This is a genomic window from Taylorella asinigenitalis ATCC 700933 (assembly GCF_000687755.1).
Classification (GTDB): Bacteria; Pseudomonadota; Gammaproteobacteria; order Burkholderiales; family Burkholderiaceae_B; genus Taylorella; species Taylorella asinigenitalis.
On sequence record NZ_JHXN01000024.1, the window covers coordinates 1 to 5,463 of the forward strand.

Genomic DNA, 5,463 nt, shown 5'->3' on the forward strand with positions numbered 1-5,463 from the left:
CGCAGCAGCCGGGTGCCGTCAGGCCGCAGCACCTGCGCCTGCACCAGGTCGCCGGGCAGCAGCGCCGCGAAGCCCGAGACCCGCACGTTGCCCTTGGTGCTCGCACTCAGGGCCGTCATCCGGCCAGGCAGCGGCACCACGTTGACCGGCACCTCCTGGTCACGGTAGGCCACCCGGAAAGCGGGATGCTCGTAGAGGGCGGCCACCGGGTCACTGCCGCGCAGGGGCACCGCCTCGCTGCTGCTGTCGCCGTAGGTCAGGCCCCTGGCCTTGCCGCTGTCTTCGCGGGGCAGCCCCGCGCTGTCCGCCGCGACGTACAGTTGCCCGCCGGCCAGCGGTCCCTCGTAGTAGGCCCGCGCCTGAACGTGCAGGCGTTGCGCCAGCGGCAGGGTTCCCCCCAGCCCCACCGCCGCGCTGACCAGCCCCACCCCCAGGGCCGCGCCGCCGGGCCGCACGTCTACCCGAAACTCGCTGACCTGCTGGTCGCGCAGCAGTTCCAGACGCAGGGCCGTGGGCGTGATCTGGGGACGCAGTTCCAGCACGCCCTCACCGTTATGAAGTTCGAGCTGATAGCCCACCTCGCCCGGGCGGGCGTCGGGGCGCAGCGGCTCGGCAGAGGTGCGCAGCGTCACGGTCGGCTGCTCGGCAGGCAGGCCGGCAGCGTCGAGCGCCCGGATCCGCACCCGCACTGGCGTGCTGCCGTCGGCCTGGGCACTCAGGGGCGTGACCTCGTAGCGCACGGTCGGCCCGGCGTAGTTCAGCGTGACCTGCTCGCGGCCGAACTCGATGAGGTTCTTGCCCGGATGCACCGGCAGGGCGTAGTAGCTGCGGCGCTCCCGCTGGCCGTCCGCGCTGGGGCGCACATGGCCGAGTTGCGCGGCAGACACCGGCACGCCGTTGACGCGGGGCAGCTCGGTGCTGGCGGGGTCCGTTTCGACCACCAGCGTGAACTGATTGGTCTGACGCAACTGGCTGCCGTCGAGCGGCAGTTTGACGCTGCCGGGGTTCTCGGCGCCGTCCACCGGCAGGGCGCTCGCCAGGCCGTAGTCGCCGGGGTCGAGGTTGCCCACCAGCCGCAACGTGCCGCTGTCACCACGCAGGCTCAGCGCCGCGTCGGGCAGCGCGGCGAGCGCCTGAGTGTGCGTGACCTGATAACTGAGTTCACTGGCGCCTGCGGGCAGGTCGCGCAGCGGCACGGTCCAGTACAGCACGCCGCGGGCGCTGCGGGTCGGGTCGGGGAGGGGACGGTCCCCCAGCCGGCTGCTGCCCGGCACCACCTTCGCCCCGGCGGGCACCGGCTGCGCGACCAGCAGGTCTCCGCCCTGCCACAGCGCCGCGCCGCCGAGTTCCTGGCCTTCCTCGCGGGCGGCGCTCAGGTCGAAGCTCAGCCGCAGGGTACTGACCGAGAGGGCCTGCTCGGCGCCCTGGGTAGGAGGGGTGAGGGCGGGCGCGGCGGCCCTGGCGGGGGCCATGCTCAGCAGCGCACTCAGCGTGACCAGCGAAAAGAGAGGAGTCCGGAAGGCCATTTACTTCACCACCTTGAGAACGGGATCGGTGAGCGCCGCCGAGGGGGGCCCGCTCCAGCGCAGGTCGTAGGTCCAAGTCGTGCTGCCGGCACTCAAGCGCTCGCGGCGCACGTTTTGCCCACTCACGAGGGCAGCTCCGGCGGGCAGCGGGTCGGTCCAGGCGACCTCGGCGAGCGCGACCGGGCTCTGAAGCGTGGTGGTCACGCGGTAGCCGCCGGGAATCTCAGTCAGGCGCTTGGTGAGGGTCAACTCGCCCACCTGCACCCTCAAGTCACGTTTCACCTGGAGTGCGGCCAGCGCGCGCAGCGGGAAATCCACCGTGGTCAGGCCCTGGACCTGCACCACCTGGGTGCCGGGGTCGCGCACCGCCGGCACGCTGCCCAGGTCGAGCCGCAGCGCCTGCGTGCCGAGGTCCACGTTGCCGAAGTGGTAGCGCCCCCGGCTGTCGGTCAGGGCCAGCCGCCCGCCCGCCAGCGCCACCCGGGCGCCGCTGAGGACCGTTTCGCCTTCGTCGAGTCGCCGGTTGCCGTTGGCGTCGAGGTACACCGTGCCCAGCACGTCGCCGAGCGGCGCAAAGTTCAGCAGCTTGAGGGTGGCGCTCACCTGCGCCCGGTTGCTCGCCACCGCCACGGCGTGCGTCTGCTCGCCGTAGCCGCGCAGGACCGCAGTGTTGAGCAGCTCACCCGCCGCGCCGGGCAGCACCCGCAGGCCGTAGCTCAGGGTGAGGCTCTCGCCGGCGCCCAGCCGCGGCACGCGCCACTGAAGCTCGCCGCCGTTCTCGGCGGGGTCGGCGGTGGGCACACCTGCCAGGCGGCTGGTGCCGGTCACGTACTTCAGCGCCGCGGCGGGCGTGTCGGTGATCACCAAGTCCACCAGGGCGGTGCTCGCCGACGGGTTTTTCAGAGTCAGGGTGTAGGTCAGCAGGTCGCCGGGCGCGGCGTCGCGGCGGTCGAGGGTCTTGCTGAGCAGCGGCGCCGTGTTCCAGACGACCGCGCTCGCGGCGTTGCTGTGCAGGGGCGCCGGCAGTTCACTGCTGGTCAGCTCGAACACGTTGCGCAGTTCCTGGTCGTCACGCACGTCGCGGCCCACCCGCACCCGCAGCGTGAGGGTCCGGGTCGCCCCGGCAGGTAGGTCGCCCAGGGTCCACGCGACCTGCGCTGCGCTCGCCGCACCAAGCAGTGCGCCGCCGTCCGAAGCGCTGACAAACTCGGTTCCGGCGGGCAGTGGGTCGAGCACCTGCACGCCCGCGAGCGGCTGCGCGTAGGGGTTGGTCACGCTCAGGGTGTATTCCAGCTCATCGCCGCTGGTCACGGCGCTTCCCGGTGCCCAGTCCGGCGCGCCCACCTTGCTCACGGTTTTGCGCAGCCCAGGTCGCTGCGTCTCGACCCGGCGAATCAGGTCGGCGGTGGCGTTGCTGGTGCCGCGCTCGCCCTGCGCAATGACCTGCGCGGTGAGCGGTTGCGCGCTCCGCAGGTCGTAGCAGACCCGCACCTGCCGCTGCTCGCCGGGGGCCAGCGTGAAGGGCTGCGGCAACGGTTCGCCCGCCGCGCCCAGCAGCTGAGGCGTGGCCTGCCCCTGCGTGACGCTCACACTCAGGCGGAACATGTCGGTCACGTCCCCGGTGTTTTGCACGGTGTGGTCGAAGCAGGCGGGCTCGCCCGTGACGGCAAAGACAAGAGTCTGCCCGTCAGCGGCGGTGCCTTCCGGCGCCAGCGGCTGCCCCAGCGGCCCGAGGGCCACCCCCGGCAGGAAGCGCACGTCGAGCGTGTCGCTGGCCTGCGCTCCTTCTCCGGTCACGCTGCTGACGGTGGCGACATTGTTCAGCAGGAGGTTTTCGGCGCTGGGTCGGGCCTCCATACGGAAGGTGAGGGTGGTCTGCTCGCCGGGCTCCAGGGTGCCGGCCTGCACGCGCACGCCCCGCACGGCGGCGGGCTCGGCGGCCTGCCACGACGCGCCGTCCGCGCTGTATTCCAGCCGACCCCGGTCGGTTCGGGCGCTGCCGGGCACGTAGGCGAGCCCCGCGTCCAGTTGCTGGCCCAGCGGATCTTCGAGCACCACATCCGGCGCCGCGCCGGCCCCCGTGTTGGTGGCCGTGACCGTCACGCCGGTCTGGTCACCGGGCCGCAGCCGCTCGGCGCCGAAGGCCTTGCGAAGTTCGAGGTGCGGTGGGGGCGTGGCCACGAGCTGAGCGACGTTGTTGTCGTCCTGAGCCCCCCCCGGACACTGGGCCGTCAGGTTGACCAGCGCCGCGCCGCTTGCCCCGGCGGGCACGACGGCCACCAGCAATACTGCTGCACTCGCCCCCGCGCCGAGGGTGAGCTGCTCGGCCTGTTCACCCGGCTGCGGCTGCCCGTCGCCGTTCGCGTCCACAAAGGTCGTGAGATTCGGGGTAAAAGCGCCGTCCAGCGCCTGCGCGCTCAGGGTGAAGGTGGCGGGACCGTTGCCCGCGTTGCTCAGCTCATAGCGCAAGGTGGCCGGCTCGCCCGCCCGCACCGTGAGCCGCTGCCCCGGCGCCTGGGGGGTGCCGTCCGGCGTCACCTGCACGCGGCAGACCGCATTGACCAGCAGCTGCGCCGGCTCGGAGTTCACCAGCCCGGCGCCGCCTCCCGGCAGGCTGAACTGGGCGCTGGCCTGGTTCTGAATCACGGTGCCCGCCGGCGCGGCTCCGGCAAGGCAGGCAGCGGCGCAGCACAGGGGCAGGCAGAGTCTGAGCATGGACTTCATCGGGCATTCTCCTTCGGGGAAAAACGAAAAAAGAGAAAAAGAGACAGCCAAAAAGGCAGAAATCAAAAAAGAGTCTCGTGTTGGATGTTCGGGCGCTGAGTGCTTAGGGACAGGGAGAGGCGCCGCACTTGGCCCCTCAGGCTGCTCGGCTTGATGAAGCCAAAGACGTTGCTGCTGCTGAAGCTGCCCAGGTTGTTGCTGCTGGGGTCGCGCAGCACCAGACCGTAGAGGCTGGTGTTGTAGTTGTTGGTGGCCGTCACGGTGTACGACACCGCGTCGCCCGGATTGGCAGTCGCGTTCAGGCTGGGCGTAGTGGTGCCCGGCGTCGTGACCCGCTTGGCAATGAGCAGCGAACCGTTCGGCGAAGTAACCGTGACCTTGTCGGTGTTAAAGGACTTGGTGGTGCCGCTGAGCGAGCCGGTGGCGGTCTGCGTGACCATGTAATCACCGGGGGCCTGACCGGCAGGAATCGTGACCACCGCGTACACGGTCTTCTCGGTCTTGACCGGCACGGCGCCGGTGCTGGCGATCTCGGCGGGCAGCGCCGCGAGTTCGGCGGGGGACAGGACGCCGTCACCGTCGGTGTCGGGGTTGGTGGCGTAGTACTTCACCGGGCCGATCGGAGTGCTGCCCGAGAGCGCGTAGTTGCCGTCGTAGGCGCCGTCGTTGAAAAGGTCCATCGGGAACACGACGGCGGTGGTCACCGAAGGCTGCGTGACGGTGCGGGTCACCGGCACGTCGGAAACGCCCAGCGCCGTGCCGTTGGTGTTGCCGAACTTCAGGTTGGACAGCAGCACGTTGTAGGTCACGGTCGCGTCCACGATTCCGTCGCGGTTGCCGTCTACGCCCACCGGTATCCTGATGGGCCCGGCCACGGCGGCGGCGCTCTCGGTGTCGGGGTAAGTCACCACGACCCTGTAGGTGGCGGTGCCGCCGTTGGGCCCCGCCGTCACTTCCGGTCGCCCGTTGCCGTCGGTGTCGGGCAGCGGGTTGCCGTTCGCGTCGGTAAAGGTCACCGTGACCCCGGCGGGCAGCCCGCTCAGGTCCGGCACCAGTTCATAGGTCGCCGCCGTGGGGTTGGGGTTGGTGATGATGGTCGTCATGGTGACGCTGTCGGGGTTGACGGTCTCGGCGTCCGCCTTGGGGTAGGCGTACTGGTTGCCACTGGCGTCCACGACCACCGGGGGCTGCGTGCCGCTGGTGCTGCCGATAC

The 5,463-nt window shown here is 71.0% G+C and carries 3 protein-coding genes; all 3 read right to left on the reverse strand.

Features of this window, described 5'->3' with window-relative positions; all coding sequences use genetic code 11:
- Positions 1-1,526, reverse strand: a 1,526-nt coding sequence (locus T432_RS08880; RefSeq protein ID WP_044971271.1) for a hypothetical protein, incomplete at its 3' end; no start/stop codon positions are given.
- Positions 1,527-4,250 (reverse strand): DUF11 domain-containing protein, encoded by a 2,724-nt coding sequence (locus T432_RS08885; protein ID WP_027480374.1) that lies wholly within the window; start codon positions 4,248-4,250, stop codon positions 1,527-1,529. It abuts the gene before it with no gap.
- Between the two features lie 62 nt (positions 4,251-4,312).
- The coding region (locus tag T432_RS08890; RefSeq protein ID WP_162150133.1) for a type 2 periplasmic-binding domain-containing protein at positions 4,313-5,463 on the reverse strand (1,151 nt) is incomplete at its 5' end.